The following is a 16,200-nucleotide window of genomic DNA, read 5'->3' as shown; positions in this document are numbered from 1 at the left end:
GCACCTTTCCACCCTGGCCGCCGACCGGCCCGCTGCCCTGCCCGCGGCGGCCGTCACGCTCCCCGTATCCACTGCTCCGAACCGGTCCGCGCGGGCCGGTCGGCGTGTGCACCGGCCTTCGAGAATATGCGTGATCACTGCGCCATGGGGTCCCTTTCCGGCCAACTCGTGTCCCTTGGGGTGAATATGGCCCGGCGGTGGAAGCACTCGGTTGCCCGCAGGGTGGTGCAGATCCCTGGCGCACGCCGCATGGCGCACAGGCCAACCCCTCTGACCTGCGACGACGCCAGCGCCACCGCCGTTTATCGAACGTCAATCGGCCTCTGCCACAGTGAGCTCAGCGCCGGGGAAGCGCCAAAGCGTTCCCGCAGCCGGGGGGCTGCGGGAACGCGGACGCTGGGGGATGCACCTGTCGGGGGGCAGGTCACGGCGCGGGGGGTGCGAGGGGCTCGGTGTGCCGCTGCGCGTCGACGAGGCTCTGCACGGGGAGAGCTTCGGGCACACCGAGCCGCGCGAAGACCGAGTGCGCCTCCTGGAGACAGGCCAGCCCACGCGCGGGCTGCCCGAGCTTCAGGAGGGCCTCGCCGAGCGCGGCGTTGGCCAGCCCCTGGCAGTACGCGGCGTCGATCTCCTGGGCGATCGCCAGCGACTCCTCGGCGGCCTCGGCGGCCTCCCGGTGCCGCTCGTCTACGAGCAGGCAGGACGCCAGCCGGGCGAGCGAGTAGCCCTCCCAGATCCGGTGCTGCTGCGTCCGGTACAGCTCGTACGCCTCGCGCAGGTGCCCGGCGGCCTCGGCCGCGGATCCGGTCGAACGCAGCACCACGCCGAGCTGGTAGAGGGTGTCGGCGAGGCAGGGCACGTTCCCGGATGCCCGGGCGGCCGTGACCGCAGAGCGCGCGGACGCCACGCCCGCGGTGTGGTTCCCCAGCCCGACCTGGGCCCTGGCCATGTTGCCCAGCAGCCGCGCCTCACTGACGACGGCACCGAGACGGCGGCTGATCGCGTGGGCCTGTTCGAGGAAGGGCAGCGCCTCGGCGGAGCGGTCGCCGAGGCTGAGCACGATCGCGAGCAGGTTGGCGGCCGAGATTCGCAGGTGGGTGACGTCCTCCGGGCCCTGCAGGGCCAGGCTCTCCCGCAGCGACACCTCGGCGTGCTGGAACTCGCCGGCGACGTGCTGGAGGAAGCCCACCGCGAACCTGATCCGGGCCAGCGCGGCGGAGTCCCCGTACGACTGCGCGTTGCCCTCGGCGGCCTGCAGCGCGCCGCGGATCCGCGGACCGTGGGTCGGGTCCTCGATGAGCGAGCGCAGGATGATGAAGAGGTCGACGGCCGGGCGCAGCAGCTGGGGCGGCCCCTGCACCGCCGCCTCCACCCCGGCCAGGACGAGCGGCAGCTCGGCCCGCAGCCAGTCCTGGGCCGCCGTGCCGTCGGCCAGGTCGAGGCCAGGCGCGGACAGCCCGTGCAGCAGCTCGGGCAGCAGGTCGTCCGGCTCGATCAGCCGGGAGGCGTTGCGCATGGTGGCGAGCAGCACGTCTAGCAGCCTCAGCAGGGCCTCGTCCTGCTCGGCGGTGTCCCTGAGTCGCTCGTTCTGGCGCTGGGCGTAGAGCCGCAACAGGTCGTGGTAGCGGTAGCGGCCGGGGGTGAAGCACTCCAGCATGTTCGCCTCGACCAGTGCCTCCGCGAGCGCCTCGGCGTCCGTCTCGGTCGTGCCGAGCAGGGCGGCCACCGCGGGCAGCGGCAGGTCCGGGGCGTCGACCAGGGAGAGCAGCCGGAAGGCGCGCGCCTCCTCGGGCCGGAGCTGGCCGTAGCCGAGGCCGATGGTGGTCTCCACGGCGAGGTTGCCGAGCTGGAGCTCATGCAGCCGCCGCCGCTGGTCCGCTAAGCGGCGGGCCAGGTCCGAGACGCTCCACCGCGGCCGGCTGGCCAGCCGGGCCGCGGCGATCCGGACCGCGAGCGGGAGCAGCCCGCATGCCTTGACGACGGCCAGCGCCGCGTCGGGCTCGGCCGCGACCCGCTGCTCGCCGACGATCGCGGAGAACAGCGCCAGCGCCTCGTCCGGCGTCAGCTCCTCGACGTCGACCAGGTGCGCACCGGGGATCTCGGCCAGTCTCGACCGGCTGGTGACCAGGACGGCGCTGCCCGACACCCCGGGGATCAGCGGCATCAACTGCTGCGCGTCCCTGGCGTTGTCGAGCAGGATGAGCATCCGCCGGTCGGCGAGCAGCGAACGGTAGAGCGCGGCGCGCTGTTCGACCGAGTCCGGGGTCTCCGGCGCGCCGAGCGCGTGGAGGAAGTAGCCGAGCACGACCGCGGGGTCGGCCGGAGACGCACCGGCACCGCGGAGGTCCACGTAGAGCTGGCCGTCGGGGAACTCCGAGCGGAGGCTGTGCGCGACGTGGACGGCCAGCGTGGTCTTGCCGACGCCGCCGATCCCCGCCAGCGAGGTGACCACGACCGCCTGACCGGTGCCGCTGCCGACCATCTCGCGCAGTTCGTCGACGAGCTTGCCGCGGCCGCTGAAGTCGGATACGTCGGCCGGGAGTTGGGCCGGGGGCACGAAGGTCGGCGACTCCTCGGCCCGGGGCGCGGCGGCCGGTGCCGCCATCAGGCCCGGGTCGGCGGCCAGGATCCGGGCGTGCATCGTGGCCAGTCCGGTGCCGGGCTCGACGCCGAGCTCTTCGATCAGCAGCTTGCGGGTGTCCGCGTAGACGCCCAGGGACTCGGCCTGGCGGCCGCAGCGGTACAGGGCGAGCATCAGCAGTTCCCGTAGCCGCTCCCGGAGCGGATGTTCGGCGGCGAGCGAGCTCAGTTCGCCGATCACCTCGGCGTGCAGTCCGATGTCCAGCGCGGCGGCGCAGCGCTCCTCTTGGGCCGTGGCCTGGCGCTCGGTCAGCCGGACGCGGTGGGCGTCGGCGTAGGGTCCGGGCACGCCGGCCAGCGGGCGGCCGCTCCACAGGCTCAGGCCGTCGACGAGCAGCCGGTGGGCCTCGCGGGAATCGCCCGCGGCGCGCGCTGCGGAGGCTTTGCCGAACATCCCATCAAAAAGGGACAGATCGAGAGATTCCGAGGGAATTCGCAAGGCATAGCCGTCGCTGACCGAAATCAGGAGCTCCGCCGGTGCGCGCACTTCGCGGTGCGGCTCGATCACCGAACGCAGGCGCGACACATATGTCCGCAGGGCCGCGACGGCCTGCGGCGGGGGGCGGTCGCCCCAGAGGCCGTCGACCAGGTCCTGGGTGGTGACGGGCCTGCCGTGGCTGAGCAGGAGGGCGGTGAGGACCGCCTGTTGCTGAGGGGAGCCGAGCAGGAGCTGCCGACCGTCCCGCCAGGCCTGGAGCGGGCCGAGCACCTGGAAGCGCAGTGCGCCCGGGTGCGACTTCTCCTGACGCTCCATGAGATCCCCTATGGCTTTGGTGATGATTTCCGAGCGTTCAGCTCGCCTGCCGAGTGTGAGGCGCCAGCTTAGAACGGGCGGCGCAAACACTGGAGAAGTGAACAGACCGCGCGATGTTTATAGGACATTTAACGATCCCTAGGATACTGTCCGGGCCCCCAGATCGATCCGATCCGGCGGGCGTGACCTGATGAACCGAAAGGCGGCCAATCCTCATGGCTGACAACGAGAACGCGACCGCCGAGACGGTCGTTCCCACCCCCGCGGTGGCAGCCACGCCGTCCGAGTACACGCCGTCCGAGATCGACCCGCAGCCGATCCTGGAGGTCCTGGAGGGCCTGACCGACGAGCCCGGGGACGAGCCCGTGGTGCAGCCGGCGAAGGCCGGCCCCAGGTCGGGCGAGGTCTACGAGCCGCTCGGCAACGTCACCAACCACCCCTGACCGCCAGGCCCGCGTGCCCCGCACCCGATCCGGGTGCGGGGCACGCGCGTTGCGGCGCCGTCCGCCACTCCGTCGCTCCGCGGAGCGACCATGCCCGCTACTGCGCGGAGCGCACCCGCAGGCTGGTGATCAGCGGCCCGTCGGTGACCTCGGCGAAGAAGTCGTTGCCCTTGTCGTCGACGACGATGAAGGCCGGGAAGTCCTCGACCTCGATCCGCCAGACCGCCTCCATGCCGAGCTCGGGGTACTCCAGCACCTCGACCTTGCGGATGCAGTCCTGGGCGAGGCGGGCGGCCGGGCCGCCGATCGAGCCGAGGTAGAAGCCGCCGTGCTCGCCGCAGGCCTTGGTGACCTGCTTGGAGCGGTTGCCCTTGGCGAGCATGACCATCGAGCCGCCGGCGGCCTGGAACTGGTCGACGTAGGAGTCCATCCGGCCGGCCGTGGTCGGGCCGAAGGAGCCGGAGGCGTAGCCCTCGGGGGTCTTGGCGGGGCCGGCGTAGTAGACCGGGTGGTCCTTGAGGTACTGGGGCATGCCCTCGCCGCGGTCGAGCCGCTCCTTGATCTTCGCGTGGGCGATGTCGCGGGCGACCACCAGGGTGCCGCTGAGCGACAGCCGGGTCTTGACGGGGTACTGGGACAGCTGCGCCCGGATGTCGGACATCGGCTGGTTCAGGTCCACCCGGACGACCTCGTCGTCGAGGTGCTCGTCGGTGGTGTCCGGCAGGTACTTGGCCGGGTCGGTCTCCAGCTGCTCCAGGAAGACGCCCTCGGCGGTGATCTTGCCGAGCGCCTGGCGGTCGGCGGAGCAGGAGACGGCCATCGCGACCGGCAGCGAGGCGCCGTGCCGCGGCAGCCGGATCACCCGCACGTCGTGGCAGAAGTACTTGCCGCCGAACTGGGCGCCGATGCCGATCTTCTGGGTGAGCTCGGTGACCTTGGCCTCCAGCTCCAGGTCCCGGAAGCCGTGGCCGGTGGCGGCGTCGCCGGAGGTGGGCAGCTCGTCCAGGTAGTGCGCGGAGGCGTACTTGGCGGTCTTGAGGGCGAACTCGGCGCTGGTGCCGCCGACCACGATCGCCAGGTGGTAGGGCGGGCAGGCCGCGGTGCCCAGCGAGCGGATCTTCTGCTCCAGGAAGGCGAGCATGGAGTCCTCGTTGAGGATCGCCTTGGTCTCCTGGTACAGGTACGACTTGTTGGCGCTGCCGCCGCCCTTGGCCATGAACAGGAACTTGTACGCGCCGCCGTCGGTGGCGTACAGCTCGATCTGGGCCGGCAGGTTGTTGCCGGTGTTCTTCTCGTCCCACATGGTGACCGGGGCCATCTGCGAGTACCGCAGGTTGAGCTCGGTGTACGCGTCGAAGACGCCGCGCGCGATGGCCGCCTCGTCGCCGCCCTCGGTGAGCACGTTCTGGCCGCGCTTGCCCATCACGATCGCGGTGCCGGTGTCCTGGCACATGGGGAGGATGCCGCCGGCCGAGATGTTGACGTTCTTCAGCAGGTCCAGCGCGACGAACCGGTCGTTGGGGCTGGCCTCCGGGTCGTCCAGGATGCGGCGCAGCTGGGCGAGGTGGGCCGGGCGCAGGTAGTGCGAGATGTCGTGCATCGCCTCGGCGGTGAGTCGGCGCAGGGCCTCCGGCTCGACCTGGAGGAAGGTCCGGCCGTTCGCCTCGAAGGTGGAGACGCCCTCCGAGGTGATCTTGCGGTACGGCGTGGTGTCGTCACCGATCGGGAGCAGGTCACGGTAGGCGAACTCTGGCGTGGCGGCCATGGGAGGTCCTCAAGTCTTTCGGCTGCGTCGACGAAGCACCCTCCAGGGTAGGCGCAGCGCCGCGGCGGCCCGTGCGAAGGTGAGCCTGCGTGATCGGGGTCACGCCGGGCGAATGAAACTCTCGTTCGGGAGGGGGCCGACTGGCTAGTCTTCCTCCGTGGACAACTCGCCGTCACAGGACGCCCCGGGGCAGCAGCCCGTACCCATGAAGAAGGCCGATCCGGTGCCCCCGGCGCGCCCGGATCCGGCGCCGGTCGCCGAGGCCGAGCTGCGGGCGTCGGACGCCGACCGCGAGCGGGTCGCCGAGCTGCTGCGGGACGCCTACGCGGAGGGCCGGCTGACCGTCGAGGAGCACTCCGAGCGGATCGAGGCGGCCTACGGCGCCAAGACCTTCGGCGAGCTGGTCCCGCTGACCAGGGACCTCCCGGGGCACGCGCGGATCTCGATGGAGAAGGCGCCGGGCGGGACCCCGCAGGCGTCGGCCGAGGCCCGGCCGCCGGCCCGGACGGAGTCGCCGAGCATGGTGGCGGTGTTCGGCGGGGCCAGCCGCAAGGGCCGCTGGCGGGTGGGTTCGCACCTGCGCGCGGTCGCGGTGTTCGGCGGGGTGGACATCGACCTGAGCGACGCGGTCTTCGAGTCGCCGGAGGTGGTGATCGAGGTGGTCGCGATCTTCGGCGGGGTCGACATCAAGGTGCCGGAGAACGTCAGCCTGCACGGCGGCGGCGTCGGCATCTTCGGTGGGTTCGACGTGAAGGAGCAGACCTCGGCCGACCCGTACGCCCCGGTGGTGGTGGTGAAGGGCGCCGCGATCTTCGGCGGCTGCGAGGCACGGCCGCGCCGCGGCAAGAAGCTCCGCGAGTGGGTCCGCAAGCAGCTGGACGGCTGATCGGGGCGCCGGCCGGGCCGTCCGGCCCGGCCGGTGGGAGCGTCAACTGGCCAGGTGGCACCGGACGTTGTGCCGAGTGCAGGCCGTGGTCGATTGCGTGCGGTGTGCATGAATCGGGCGGCGGCGGGGTAGTTCCTCTCGCACATCGTTCCTGTGAGGCTGAGATCCCGGGCGTCGGCGCGCCGACGCCGCGGCGGGGTGAGCGCGGGGCAGCCGGACAGGGGCGCGAGCCTTCCCCCCGAGTCTTGAGCCTGGTCAGGAGTACGCCGTGCTGCATCCGATCGAGTCCAGTGCCCCCGGTGCCGTTGCCGCCCGCCGCAGTCCGGCGGGCGCGGTACCGCAGCAGCACGACCGTCTGGACGACAATCCCTGGCACACCGGGGCGGCCTGCCGCAGTGACGAGGCCGGGCTGTTCTTCGCGCCCTCCAAGGAGCCGACGGCGGCCCGGCTGGCCCGCGAGGAGCAGGCCAAGCGGGTGTGCGCCCGCTGCCCGGTGCTGCTGGAGTGCCGGGAGCACGCGCTGGCCCAGCCGGAGCCGTACGGGGTCTGGGGCGGGCTGACGGCGGCCGAGCGCCGGGTGGTGCTGAGCCGCCGGCGGCGCCGGGACGGCGAGCTGCGCGACGCCCGCCGGGTCGGGGTGGAGCGCCGGATAGCCGGCTGAACGCGCCTGCGGCGGCCGCCCGGTGCTCCGGGGGCCGCCGCAACTGTGCTCGCCGACGGGTCAGTTGGCCCGGTCGAAGTCGATCGCGCTGTACGCCCGGAGCTTGGACAGCTTGTGGGTGGAGTCGATCTGCCGGATGGTGCCGCTCTTGGAGCGCATCACCAGCGAGCTGGTGGTGGCGGTCTCCTGGCGGTAGTGGACGCCGCGCAGCAGCTCGCCGTCGGTGATGCCGGTGGCGACGAAGAACACGTTCTCGCCGCTGACCAGGTCGTCGGTGCTGAGCACCCGGTCCAGGTCGTGCCCGGCGTCCAGGGCGCGCTGGCGTTCGGCCGCGTCCTTGGGCCACAGCCGGCCCTGGATGACGCCGCCCATGCACTTCATGGCGCAGGCCGCGATGATGCCCTCGGGGGTGCCGCCGATGCCCATCAGCAGGTCGACGCCGGTGCCCTCGCGGGCGGCCATGATGGCGCCGGCCACGTCGCCGTCCGAGATGAACTTGATCCGGGCGCCGGCCTCGCGGATCTCCTTGACCAGGCCGTCGTGGCGGGGACGGTCCAGGACCACCACGGTGACGTCCTCGACGGCGCTGCCCTTGGCCTTGGCGACCCGGCGGATGTTGACCGCGGCGGGCGCGGTGATGTCGACGAAGTCGGCGGCCTCGGGGCCGGCCACCAGCTTGTCCATGTAGAACACGGCGCTGGGGTCGAACATGGTGCCGCGGTCGGCGACCGCGAGCACGGCCACCGCGTTGCCCATGCCCTTGGCGGTCAGCGTGGTGCCGTCCACCGGGTCCACGGCGACGTCGCACTCGGCGCCGGTGCCGTCGCCGACCCGCTCGCCGTTGTACAGCATCGGGGCTTCGTCCTTCTCGCCCTCGCCGATGACGACGATGCCGTTCATCGACACGGTCGAGACGAGCGTGCGCATGGCCTTCACGGCCGCGCCGTCGGCGCCGTTCTTGTCGCCCCGGCCGACCCAGCGGCCGGCCGCCATGGCGGCGGCCTCGGTGACCCGGACGAGCTCCAGCGCGAGGTTCCGGTCGGGAGCCTCGGGGGCCACCTCCAGGGCGCTGGGCAGGTTGTGCGAGAACTGCGTGGTCATCGTCGTTACCTCTCTGTACGCGACGGCCAGTGAGCGCTCGACTACTGCCTGCGTCGAACGCCGTGGTGAGGGTGGTGCGATCGTATCTGCCCCCCGGACGGGTGTCTGTGGCGCACTCCTCGCCGACCTGCGGCGACGGACGGGTTCCGGCCGGTTCACCCGTCACGGGGACCCCGGGTGCCGGTGTCCGGCCCGCGATGGGTCACCATGTGGGGGTGGCAGGCAAGAGCAGCATGAGAAGCCGGCAGTCGGTGCGGGACATGGTCCTGTCGATGCTGGCGGTCGGTGGCGTGGTGGCGGTCGGGTATCTGTTCATCCCGCATTCGGCGGGGGACGGGGTGCACCAGGTCGACTACCGGTCGGCGCTCTCCTCGGCCAAGCGCGCGGCGCCCTACCCGGTGCTCGGCCCCGAGGGCCTGGGCGACACCTGGCGGGCCACCTCGGTCGAGTACCGCAAGGACAAGAGCGGCCACAACGTCTGGCACCTGGGCTTCGTCACCCCCTCCGGCGAGTACGCGGCGGTGGAGCAGAGCAACGCGGCCAAGGCCGACGTGCTGGCGGCCGTGGTGCCCGGCGGCGCGGCCGACGGCAGCGCCCCGGTGGCCGGCCGGGACTGGGAGCGCTACCAGGGCGACCGCTACCGCGGGCTGGCCCGGCAGGACGGCGCCGCCACCACGGTGGTCACCGGCAGTGCCTCGTACGAGGAGCTCGCGCAGCTGGCCCAGGCGCTGAAGTAGCCCCCGGCCCACCCCGCGCGGCGGGTACGGCGAAGGGCCCCCGGGAGCGATCCCGGGGGCCCTTCGCCGTGCGCGTGCGGGTCAGACGGTGGTGACGACCTCGTCGTACGCCAGGCGCGGCGAACGCGGGTACCAGGCGTCCTCGCCCGGCTTGCCGATGTTGATCACGGTGACGACCGAGTGGTCGCCGTCCGGGAAGAACTCCTTGTTGATGCCCGCGGCGTCGTAGCCGAGCATCGGGCCGGCGGCCAGGCCGGCGGCGCGGACGCCGATGATGAAGTACGCGGCCTGCAGGGTGGCGTTCATCGCGGCCGAGGCCTCGCGGGCCGGGCGCTCGCCGAAGACGACGTCCTTGGCCTGCGGGAAGTGCGGGAACAGGGTCGGCAGCTCGTGGTGGAACTCGTTGTCCTGGGCGAGGATCGCGACCAGCGGGGCGGCGGCGGTCTTGGCCTTGTTGCCGTCCGACATCAGGGTGACCAGGCGCTCGCGGGCCTCGGGGCTGCGGACCAGGGTGATGCGCAGCGGCTGCTGGTTCATCGCGGTCGGGGCGTACTTGACCAGGTCGTAGATGGCCTGGACCTGCTCGTCGCTCACCGGCTCGTCGGTGAAGGTGTTGGCGGTGCGGGCCTCGCGGAACAGCAGGTCCTGGGCGGCGGCGTCGAGGGCGAGAGTCATGCTGGTCACCTTGTCACGGAGCGTTGTGGAGGAAGCTTTCGCGGCGCAGTGCGCCGTTCGCCAGTCCACAACGGTCTGTGAATGTTAAACAATTCCTCGCCCGGGATGTGATCCGGGTCACGTGGACTCCCGGGGCCGTGCCCGCCCGGCTCACTCCGGCCCGGGTGCGCCCTCCTCCGCGGCCAGCGCCGCGTCCAACCGCGCCCGCGCGCCGTCCAGCCAGCGCTGGCACACCTTGGCCAGCTGCTCGCCGCGCTCCCACAGGGCCAGCGACTCCTCCAGGGGGATGCCGCCGCCCTCCAGCCGCCGCACCACCTCCAGCAGCGCGTCCCGCGCCTGCTCGTACCCCAGGCTGTCGTCGGCGCCGACCGTGCTCTGCTGCTCTGCCATGGCGCCAGCGTAGGGCCTCGCGCCGACAGCGCGGCGGCGCTCACCCCGCGTCCGCGCCCGGGCTCAGCTCACGTCCGCGCTCACCCCGAAGCCGCCCTTCGCGACCCGGACCTGCAGCCGCTCGTCCGCCGACACCTGCGCCGGATCCGTCACCACCGTGCCGTCGGCCTGCTGCAGCACCGCGTAGCCGCGCTCCAGCGTGGCCAGTGGGGACAGTGCCACCACCCTCGCCAGGGTGTGTCCGAGGTCGGTCTCGGCGTGGTCCAACCGGTGCCCGAGCACCCGCCGGGAGCGTTCCAGCAGCGCCGTCACCTCGGCCGCCGGGCCCTCCACCAGCCGGTGCGGCGCGGCCAGCACCGGCCGGCTGCGCACCCCCTCCAGCCCGGCCTGCTCGCGCTCGACCCGGGCGGTGATGTGCCGGCGGGCGCGGTCGCGCAGTTGGTGGACCCGGGCCAGCTCCTCGCCGACGTCGGGCACCACGCGCTTGGCGGCGTCGGTCGGGGTGGCGGCCCGCAGGTCCGCGACGAAGTCCAGCAGCGGCTGGTCGGGCTCGTGGCCGATCGCGCTGACCACCGGCGTACCGGCCGCGGCGACCGTGCGGATGAGCTCCTCGTCCGAGAACGGCAGCAGGTCCTCCACGCTGCCGCCGCCGCGCGCCACCACGATCACGTCCACCTCGGGCATGGCGTCCAGCTCGCGGACGGCCGCGGCCACCTGGCCGGCCGCGCCGGCGCCCTGCACCAGCACGTTGCGCACCTCGAACCGGACGGCCGGCCAGCGGCGCCTGGCCACCTCCAGCACGTCGCGCTCGGCGGCCGAACCGCGGCCGGTGACCAGCCCGATCCGGTGCGGCAGGAACGGCAGCGGCCGCTTGCGGTCCGCCGCGAACAGCCCCTCACCGGCCAGCCGCTTCTTCAACTGTTCGAGCCGGGCCAGCAGTTCGCCCAGCCCGATCAGCCGGATCTCGGACGCCCGCAGCGACAGCGAGCCGCGCGCGGTGTACCACTCGGCCTTGGCGTGCACCAGCACCCGGGAGCCCTCCTGCACCACCTCGGCCACCTGGTCGAAGACCGAACGGAAGCAGGTGACGGTCAGTGAGACGTCCCGGCCCGGGTCGCGCAGGGTCAGGAACACCATTCCGGCGCCCGACCGCCGGTTCAGCTGCGCGATCTGCCCCTCGACCCACACCTCGCCCAGCCGGTCGATCCAGCTCCCGATCAGCGCGGAGACCTTGCCGACCGGGATCGGTGCTTCGGGGGAGCTGGAGTTGGCCATGCGTACGAGGCTAGCGCCGCCCACCCACACCGGCGCCCGGCCGCACCCCCGAGTGCCCGACCCGTCGCGACACGCCCGCCGGACCGGCGCCCCCGCGGCCCCGCCGCGGCGCCTCCAGCACCCGCGACGCCCCGTCCGGTGCCGCCCGGGCCCGCCCGAGCGGCCACGCGAGTCGGGCGGGCGCGGCGCCGCCCGTACGATGGAGCCATGTCCACCACTGCTCAGCGCCGTGTCCTGCTCGCCGCCCCCCGGGGCTACTGCGCGGGCGTCGACCGCGCCGTGATCGCCGTGGAGAAGGCCCTGGAGCAGTACGGGGCGCCGATCTACGTCCGCAAGCAGATCGTCCACAACAAGTACGTCGTGCAGACCCTGGAGAAGCAGGGCGCGATCTTCGTCGACGAGACGGAGGAGGTACCCGAGGGCTCGATCGTGGTCTTCTCGGCCCACGGCGTCGCGCCGTCCGTGCACGACGAGGCCAAGGCCGGCAAGCTCGCCACCGTCGACGCCACCTGCCCGCTGGTGACCAAGGTGCACAAGGAGGCCGTGCGCTTCGCCTCCGAGGACTACGACATCCTGCTGGTCGGCCACGAGGGCCACGAGGAGGTCGTGGGCACGATGGGCGAGGCCCCGGACCGCATCCACCTGGTCGACGGCGCCGAGGACGTGGCCAACGTCAAGGTCCGCGACGAGTCCAAGGTCGTCTGGCTGTCCCAGACCACCCTCTCGGTCGACGAGACCATGGCCACCGTCGGCGAGCTCAAGAAGCGCTTCCCGCTGCTGGTCAGCCCGCCCAGCGACGACATCTGCTACGCCACCCAGAACCGCCAGGTGGTGGTCAAGCAGATCGCCCCCGAGACCGACCTGCTGATCGTGGTCGGCTCCAAGAACTCCTCCAACTCCGTCCGCCTGGTCGAGGTCGGCCTGGAGTACGGCGCGAAGGCCGCCCATCTGGTCGACTTCGCCGAGGAGATCGACGAGGCCTGGCTGGAGGGCGTCACCACGGTCGGCCTGACCAGCGGCGCCTCGGTGCCGGAGATCCTGGTCGAGGGCGTGCTCGCCTTCCTGGCCGAGCGCGGCTACGCCGACGTGCAGACCGTCAAGACCGCCGAGGAGCACCTGATCTTCTCGCTGCCCAAGGAGCTCCGCCGCGACCTGCGCGCCGAGGCCGCCGGCAAGCTCTGACCCGCCGCGGGGCCGCTCCCCGCACCGCCGTCCCCACCACGCCCGGGCCCCGCAAGGTCCCGGGCGTCGTGCTGCCCGGGCCGGGGTATCAGCAGGCGGGGGCGGTCCTGCGCCCGTACGTTTGTGCACAGGCTGTGGAAAACGGAGGGTGGCTTCGGCATGGCGACGTCGGCGGTATTCGGTGTGGACATCGGCGGATCCGGGATCAAGGGCGCACCGGTCGACCTGATGGCGGGCGCGCTCGCCCAGGAGCGGCACAAGGTCCTGACCCCGCACCCGTCCTCGCCCGAGGCCGTGGTCGAGGCGGTCGGCGAGGTGGTCCGGCACTTCGACCACTCGGGGCCGGTCGGTCTCACCTTCCCCGGCGTGGTCGTCGGCGGCCGCACCCGGACGGCCGCCAACGTGGACAAGCGCTGGATCGGCCTGGACGCCGCCGCGATGTTCCAGGACGCCCTCGGACTGCCGGCCACCGTGCTCAACGACGCGGACGCCGCCGGCCTCGCCGAGCTCACCTACGGCGCCGGGCACGCACACGGCGGGGTGGTCCTGGTCCTCACCTTCGGCACCGGCATCGGCAGCGCCCTCTTCGTGGACGGTGCCCTGGTGCCCAACACCGAGCTCGGCCACCTGGAACTGCGCGGCAAGGACGCCGAGCACCGCGCGTCCTCGGCCGTCCGGGAGAAGCACGACCTGAGCTGGCACCAGTGGGCGGAGCGGGTGGACGAGTACCTGGAGACGGTGGAGCGGCTCTTCTCGCCCGAGCTGATCATCATCGGCGGCGGGGTGAGCCGCAAGCACGAGAAGTTCCTGCCGCTGCTCACCCGGCGCCAGGCCGAGGTGGTACCGGCCACGCTGCGCAACGACGCCGGGATCGTCGGTGCGGCGATGGCGGCCGCCAAGGCCGGCTGAACGACGCCCGGGGGCGCGGCCGGCGCGGAGGGCGCGCGGCGCCTACCGCTGCCGGCGGATCCGGCGCTGGGCCAGGAAGCGGGCCGCCACGATCAGCGCCGCGAGCCCGGTGCCCGCGAACAGCCAGCCGGCCCGCAGCGCCAGCCCGCTGGCCAGCGCCACCACCTGGCCGGTGACGCCGTGCGCGTCCACCGGCTGCCAGAGCACCAGCGCCAGCGCGAACGCGATCGGGCCGCTGATCGGGGCGGCGGGCAGGTCCGACAGCCGGACCCGGACGGCGACCTGGAAGCAGACCGCCAGGTAGCCGAGTCCGAACAGCACCCCGAGATCGCCGAACAGCAGCCGGTCCGCCGCGGCGACCACCAGGGTGGCCACCACCGCGGCCACACCGGTGCCGGTGCCGGTCAGCCGGGTGGGCGGACCGCCCCGCCGGCGCCGGTCGGCCGCCAGACGCAGCCGCAGCCGGGGCGCGGACCGGCCGCCGGAGGCCGTGCGCAGGCGGGAGTCGGGGGGCGCGGCGGGCCCCGGTGCGGCGGCCTCGGCGGCGGCACCTGTCGGCGGCCGCCGTCTCGGCCCGGGCGGCTGGGTACGGATGCTCTGCTCCACCTGCCCAACGTACGGTCCGATCATCGCCACACTGTGTAATGCCTGCGGATTGCCTCTTCCGTGTCCGGATCCGGGAGCGGGCTCGTCCGGGCACCCACAGGCACCGGCGCCCGGCCGGGCGTGTCGACGGCGCCCCGTAGACTGGGGGATCGGCCCGGACCGGTGCCGCTCCACCTCCCTCCAAGCCCACGGGACATCGCTACATGTCGCTCACGATCGGAATCGTCGGTCTGCCGAATGTCGGCAAGTCGACCCTGTTCAACGCCCTGACCAAGAACGACGTGCTGGCGGCCAACTACCCGTTCGCCACCATCGAGCCGAACGTCGGCGTGGTCGGCGTCCCGGACTCCCGGCTCGCCAAGCTCGCCGAGATCTTCGGCTCGCAGCGGATCCTGCCGGCGACCGTGGACTTCGTGGACATCGCCGGCATCGTCCGGGGTGCCAGCGTGGGCGAGGGCCTGGGCAACAAGTTCCTCGCCAACATCCGCGAGTCGGACGCGATCTGCCAGGTCATCCGCGCCTTCGTCGACCCCGACGTGGTGCACGTGGACGGCAAGGTCTCGCCCAAGGACGACATCGAGACCATCAACACCGAGCTGATCCTCGCCGACCTCCAGTCGATCGAGAAGGTGCTGCCCCGCCTCCAGAAGGAGGCCCGCCTGAAGAAGGAGTCCGCGGCCACCCTGGCGGCGGCCGAGGCGGCCCAGAAGGTCCTGGAGTCCGGCAAGACCCTCTTCGAGGTCGGCTTCGACGCGACCTCGGTGCGCGAGCTGCACCTGCTCACCACCAAGCCCTTCCTCTACGTCTTCAACGTGGACGAGGACGAGCTGACCGACGAGGCCTTCAAGGACGAGCAGCGCGCCCTGGTCGCCCCGGCCGAGGCGATCTTCCTCAACGCCAAGATCGAGTCCGAGCTGATCGGCATGGACGAGGACGAGGCCCTCGAACTCCTCCAGTCGATGGGCCAGGAGGAGACCGGCATGGCCACCCTCGGCCGCGTCGGCTACGAGACCCTCGGCCTGCAGAGCTACCTCACCGCGGGCCCCAAGGAGACCCGGGCCTGGACCATCAAGAAGGGCGCCACCGCCCCCGAGGCCGCCGGAGTCATCCACACCGACTTCCAGAAGGGCTTCATCAAGGCGGAGGTCATCTCCTTCGACGACCTGGTCGAGACCGGCTCCATCGCCGAGGCCCGCGCCAAGGGCAAGGCCCGCATCGAGGGCAAGGAGTACGTCATGCAGGACGGCGACGTGGTGGAGTTCCGCTTCAACGTGTGAGCGCATGATTGCTTTGAGCTGACTTGATCTGTCAAATACGCAGGTCGGACGGGGCCCGCCTCCCCTGAGGCGGGCCCCGATCTCTTTTCCGTGCTGACGCGGTGCTGACTTCTTCGGCCCGCCGCGTCTGCTTGAGTCATGGAGGGAGTTCAGTCGATGTCGATCACTGCCAGCGAGGCGCGCAAGGCTCTCTTCCCGTTGATCAAGAAGGTCAACGACGATCACGAGGCCATTGAGATCGTCTCCAAGCACGGAAACGCCGTACTCGTCTCGGCCGAGGACTATGCCGCCCTGCGTGAAGGCTCCTACCTGTTGCGCTCGCCGGTGAACGCCCGCCGCTTGCTCAAGGCGTATGAGAACGCCCTTGGCGGCATAGGGCTTTCCGAAGGGGAGCTCATCGACCCTGATGCGGCGGATGGCGAGAAGGGTGCCGCGTGAGGCTCGTCTTCGAGGAGACCGGCCGGGAGGACTACACCTCCTGGCTCAAGAACGACCGCAAGATGCTCGCCCGGATCAACAAGCTCATCGCGGACGTGTTGCGCGACCCGTTCACTGGCATCGGCAAGCCCGAGCCACTGAAGTACCACTTGCCCGGGGCCTGGTCGCGGCGGATCGACGATGAGCACCGCCTCGTCTACTTGGTGACGGATCGGGAGATCATCGTTCTGGCCGCGCGTTACCACTACTGACGGCCGGCTGCGAGTTCGATTCACCGTGCTGGATGGGTGCTGGATGTGACGACGCAGGGCCAGTGGCGATCAGGTCTCGTCGACGGTGGATCGATGCCCCACGTGAACGACCCGGACCACCAGCTCCCCGTTGTCGATCGCGTGGACGGCGTGGTGGTCGCCGACCCGCAGTCGGCGACGGAGAGGGGCGGACTGCACGGAGTCCGCCCC

Annotated in this window: 17 protein-coding genes; 9 read left to right on the top strand and 8 right to left on the bottom strand. The window is 72.1% G+C overall.

The genetic code is table 11. The features are described 5' to 3' along the window. Nucleotides 1-424: 424 nt before the first annotated feature. Nucleotides 425-3,394 (bottom strand): BTAD domain-containing putative transcriptional regulator, encoded by a 2,970-nt coding sequence (locus ACIOFR_RS24460; RefSeq protein ID WP_401000696.1) that lies wholly within the window; start codon nt 3,392-3,394, stop codon nt 425-427. A gap of 215 nt (nt 3,395-3,609) precedes the next feature. Between ACIOFR_RS24460 and ACIOFR_RS24455 the strand changes: the two genes are divergently transcribed. Then, complete coding sequence (locus ACIOFR_RS24455) at nt 3,610-3,837, top strand: hypothetical protein (RefSeq protein ID WP_401000694.1); 228 nt, start codon at nt 3,610-3,612, stop codon at nt 3,835-3,837. A gap of 97 nt (nt 3,838-3,934) precedes the next feature. Here ACIOFR_RS24455 and ACIOFR_RS24450 read toward each other — a convergent pair whose 3' ends face one another. After that, nucleotides 3,935-5,602: a fumarate hydratase gene (locus ACIOFR_RS24450; RefSeq protein WP_401000692.1), complete on the bottom strand. Its 1,668-nt coding sequence runs from the start codon at nt 5,600-5,602 to the stop codon at nt 3,935-3,937. 205 nt (nt 5,603-5,807) lie between these two features. Between ACIOFR_RS24450 and ACIOFR_RS24445 the strand changes: the two genes are divergently transcribed. After that, on the top strand, nt 5,808-6,488 hold the full coding sequence (locus ACIOFR_RS24445) for a DUF1707 domain-containing protein (protein WP_401000730.1): 681 nt from the start codon (nt 5,808-5,810) through the stop codon (nt 6,486-6,488). Between the two features lie 268 nt (nt 6,489-6,756). Beyond that, nucleotides 6,757-7,149 (top strand): WhiB family transcriptional regulator, encoded by a 393-nt coding sequence (locus ACIOFR_RS24440; protein WP_401000690.1) that lies wholly within the window; start codon nt 6,757-6,759, stop codon nt 7,147-7,149. A gap of 60 nt (nt 7,150-7,209) precedes the next feature. On the opposite strand, the gene glpX is transcribed toward ACIOFR_RS24440, so the two are convergent. Further along, the gene (gene glpX / locus ACIOFR_RS24435) at nt 7,210-8,250 is read right to left on the bottom strand and encodes a class II fructose-bisphosphatase (protein WP_401000688.1); all 1,041 of its coding nucleotides are present in this window, start codon (nt 8,248-8,250) and stop codon (nt 7,210-7,212) included. A 215-nt stretch (nt 8,251-8,465) separates the two neighbouring features. Here glpX and ACIOFR_RS24430 point away from each other — a divergent pair, with 215 nt between their 5' ends. Beyond that, on the top strand, nt 8,466-8,987 hold the full coding sequence (locus ACIOFR_RS24430) for a DUF4245 domain-containing protein (protein ID WP_401000686.1): 522 nt from the start codon (nt 8,466-8,468) through the stop codon (nt 8,985-8,987). 81 nt (nt 8,988-9,068) lie between these two features. Here the strand turns inward: ACIOFR_RS24430 and ACIOFR_RS24425 are convergent, their stop codons facing one another. The 3 genes from ACIOFR_RS24425 to xseA all read right to left on the bottom strand — a co-directional run bounded on the left by ACIOFR_RS24425 (nt 9,069) and on the right by xseA (nt 11,327). After that, nucleotides 9,069-9,662 (bottom strand): malonic semialdehyde reductase, encoded by a 594-nt coding sequence (locus ACIOFR_RS24425; protein WP_401000684.1) that lies wholly within the window; start codon nt 9,660-9,662, stop codon nt 9,069-9,071. Between the two features lie 150 nt (nt 9,663-9,812). Then, nucleotides 9,813-10,052, bottom strand: coding sequence for an exodeoxyribonuclease VII small subunit (locus tag ACIOFR_RS24420; RefSeq protein ID WP_401000682.1), 240 nt, complete (start codon nt 10,050-10,052; stop codon nt 9,813-9,815). Between the two features lie 63 nt (nt 10,053-10,115). After that, nucleotides 10,116-11,327, bottom strand: coding sequence for an exodeoxyribonuclease VII large subunit (gene xseA / locus ACIOFR_RS24415; protein ID WP_401000680.1), 1,212 nt, complete (start codon nt 11,325-11,327; stop codon nt 10,116-10,118). A gap of 207 nt (nt 11,328-11,534) precedes the next feature. Here xseA and ACIOFR_RS24410 point away from each other — a divergent pair, with 207 nt between their 5' ends. Both ACIOFR_RS24410 and ppgK read left to right on the top strand, forming a co-directional pair. After that, entirely contained in the window at nt 11,535-12,509 is a 975-nt protein-coding gene (locus ACIOFR_RS24410) for a 4-hydroxy-3-methylbut-2-enyl diphosphate reductase (protein WP_401000678.1), read from the top strand. 159 nt (nt 12,510-12,668) lie between these two features. After that, complete coding sequence (ppgK, locus tag ACIOFR_RS24405) at nt 12,669-13,418, top strand: polyphosphate--glucose phosphotransferase (RefSeq protein WP_401000676.1); 750 nt, start codon at nt 12,669-12,671, stop codon at nt 13,416-13,418. Nucleotides 13,419-13,460: 42 nt separating this feature from the next. On the opposite strand, the gene ACIOFR_RS24400 is transcribed toward ppgK, so the two are convergent. Further along, nucleotides 13,461-14,024: a DUF6542 domain-containing protein gene (locus ACIOFR_RS24400; RefSeq protein ID WP_401000674.1), complete on the bottom strand. Its 564-nt coding sequence runs from the start codon at nt 14,022-14,024 to the stop codon at nt 13,461-13,463. Nucleotides 14,025-14,227: 203 nt separating this feature from the next. On the opposite strand from ACIOFR_RS24400, the gene ychF reads away from it, so the two are divergent. From ychF to ACIOFR_RS24385, 3 genes are all read left to right on the top strand, one after another. After that, nucleotides 14,228-15,301: a redox-regulated ATPase YchF gene (ychF, locus tag ACIOFR_RS24395; RefSeq protein WP_401000672.1), complete on the top strand. Its 1,074-nt coding sequence runs from the start codon at nt 14,228-14,230 to the stop codon at nt 15,299-15,301. A gap of 156 nt (nt 15,302-15,457) precedes the next feature. Continuing rightward, a complete protein-coding gene (locus ACIOFR_RS24390) occupies nt 15,458-15,739 on the top strand; it encodes a type II toxin-antitoxin system Phd/YefM family antitoxin (RefSeq protein WP_401000670.1) in 282 nt (93 codons plus the stop codon). Then, the gene (locus tag ACIOFR_RS24385; protein ID WP_401000668.1) at nt 15,736-15,990 is read left to right on the top strand and encodes a Txe/YoeB family addiction module toxin; all 255 of its coding nucleotides are present in this window, start codon (nt 15,736-15,738) and stop codon (nt 15,988-15,990) included. The genes ACIOFR_RS24390 and ACIOFR_RS24385 overlap by 4 nt, the downstream gene beginning before the upstream one ends. Nucleotides 15,991-16,059: 69 nt before the next feature. On the opposite strand, the gene ACIOFR_RS24380 is transcribed toward ACIOFR_RS24385, so the two are convergent. Next, a complete protein-coding gene (locus ACIOFR_RS24380; protein WP_401000666.1) occupies nt 16,060-16,188 on the bottom strand; it encodes a hypothetical protein in 129 nt (42 codons plus the stop codon). Nucleotides 16,189-16,200 lie beyond the last annotated feature (12 nt).

Origin of the sequence: Kitasatospora sp. NPDC088346, assembly GCF_044740765.1 — a bacterium.
Taxonomy (GTDB): Bacteria; Actinomycetota; Actinomycetes; order Streptomycetales; family Streptomycetaceae; genus Kitasatospora.
The sequence above is the reverse complement of the archived record's forward strand: the minus strand, read 5'-3'. Positions and strand labels throughout refer to the sequence as shown.